General features: G+C 43.1%; 2 protein-coding genes. One reads left to right on the forward strand and one right to left on the reverse strand.

Going from position 1 to position 2,478, the window contains the following annotated elements:
* Positions 1-1,943, forward strand: a 1,943-nt coding sequence (locus PLA23_RS12540) for a sensor histidine kinase (RefSeq protein ID WP_324475398.1), incomplete at its 5' end; no start/stop codon positions are given.
* A gap of 14 nt (positions 1,944-1,957) precedes the next feature.
* On the opposite strand, the gene PLA23_RS12545 is transcribed toward PLA23_RS12540, so the two are convergent.
* Positions 1,958-2,478 (reverse strand): SOS response-associated peptidase (locus PLA23_RS12545; RefSeq protein ID WP_324475399.1); only part of this gene is annotated, 521 nt, incomplete at its 5' end.

Here is a 2,478-nt window from a genome sequence, read left to right on the forward strand (position 1 = left end):
GAATCAGGAACGGATCCACATTTGAGGCCGATCGGGCGGTATATGGATTCAACTCAGCGAAAAACTCCCGGAAATTTGCATATTATCCAACTCCTGATCACCGGTTTCTTCTGGAAATATCTTATTTAATCAGTGGTTTTACTGAAGACAGACGGAACTTTTCATATGCCAATGTAATGCGGGCATTTGTGAATGAAAAGCCGAATATACGGTCTATAACACTGTATGATTCGATGTACCGGACCCTGTGGAGCAATTCTGTCACAAAGACATATTCAGATCCTGGAACCATCAGGCAGGTTCAGAATACCTTCAAGGGGGCTGAGCGTATTCGGATATCTGATCCATCGAATTTTTCTGAGGTATTCTATTATTTTATTGATATTTCTGATGAGAGTACCGTTTCCGGGAATATGCTGGATATGGTTGCACGGATAGATTATGATACAACAACATTACATAAGCATCTGAATTCTATCTGGTTCTTCCATGTTCTTGTTGCACTAATAGCAGGCCTTCTCGGAGTTTTTATTGCATATCTTCTTGCATATCATATAACAAGACCTATTCACCGGATAATTGATGATATTAACCGCATCGCTCACGGAGACCTGAATCACCGTGTTTCGTACTCGGGAAGTCTTGAGTTTTCAGAACTTGAAACCAGCCTAAACCTTCTGATCACACATCTTAATGACCTGATATCAAATCTTCAGGAAAAGGAGCATCATCTTCGTGAGAGTAAGGAGGAGTATCAACGCCTTGTGGAAAGGCTAAATGAAGGTATCTGGATTGTTTCAGCAGATAAGATTACAACATTTGTCAATACCCGTATGGCGGAGATGCTTGAAGGGTCATCTGACGATATCATCGGACGGCCGGTATTCGACTTTGTTCATCCATCCTCCCATGAATTTTTACGTGAAAAAATGAAGAACCGTCATCAGGGTCTCTCTGAAAGGTATGAAGTCAGACTGGTCACGCTCACTGGTCGTATTATCATGGCTGAAATATCAGCATCACCCTCATTTGGGCCTGATGGACAGTATTCCGGATCATTTGGTGTCGTCACCGATATTACCCAAAGGAAGGAGAATGAACAGAAAATACGGTTATATGCCCGGCAGATGGAAGAGAGGACACGGGAACTTGAGACTGTACGGGATGAGCTTTTTAAAATCAATACGGATCTTGACCGGATAGTGCAGATACGGACTGAAGAGGTCATGAGGCTTTTGGAACAGAAGAATGATTTTATCATGCAGCTGGGTCATGATCTCCGGACTCCCCTGACCCCTATTCTTGGACTACTGCCAAAACTTGCTGAACTGATTGGGAAAGATTATGCAGAGATATTACAGATTATTGAGCGAAATGCCCGGCATATCCAGAGCATCGCATCAAAATCATTAAAACTTGCCAGGTTAAACTCCCTTGATTATATTCCTGAGTGCAATAAGGTTGATCTGAATGAAATTATCCGTACCGTACTTGAAATTAACCGGTTTGCACTTATACAGGCTCATATCAGGACGGAAGTAGATGTTTCTGAAGAGTGTATCATCGATGGAGATCCGATCCTGATTCAGGAGCTGATTGATAACCTCGTCTCAAATGCCATTAAATTTTCAAAACCATCGGGAGGGTGTATCAGGATTCATGGCAGAGCAGATGAAGATATGGTGACTCTCATCATCAGCGATACCGGAATAGGTCTCATAAACGGTGAAGAGACCAAAATATTCGAAGAATTTTATAAATCCGACCGGTCACGTCATGATAAGAGTTCCACTGGTCTTGGTCTTGCCATTTGCAGAAAGATTATCCAGAAACATCAGGGAACCATTCAGGCATCAAGTGACGGACCGGATCAGGGTACAACGTTCACGATTATTATCCCCAGACGATGCATCAGAAAGGAGGATGAGCAAAACTTGTCCTGATATTGATTCAGGGTTTATATAAGAGTCTGTTGGGCATTTCTGGTCGATACGGGCCGAATGATTTCCAGGTCATCCTCTCCTGCCCTGTTTACCCGGTCTGATACCTGGTGCATCCGGTACTCTGACATATCATATTGTTCTACCAGAAACGGATTTTTTCCTGATAGATATTCTTCTTCACCTATGAGCGAGAGAACAAGCGGCATACGGTTGTGAATCGTATGCATCGGTTCCGGAGCTTCTGTGGTGATGATCACAATCTCATTCCTCTCATGTACCGTCCGTATAAGACCGGCGAAAGAGATGATCGGGGTATTCGGGATGTATATATAATACGGAGTCTTCTTTCCCTTGTCCAGACTCCATTCAAAAAACCCTGACGCGGGAATGAGGCATCGCCCGGTCTTAAGATGTGAATTAAACAGGGTTTTTTCCAGAATGCTCTCTACCCTGGCGTTTATTACCCTATTTTTTAGTCCTGACGAGAAACCAAACACTCCGGTTTTTACATCATGTCCACTACCAGTAGAAATGA

It is taken from the genome of Methanospirillum sp. (genome assembly GCF_035406105.1).
Lineage (GTDB): Archaea > Halobacteriota > Methanomicrobia > Methanomicrobiales > Methanospirillaceae > Methanospirillum.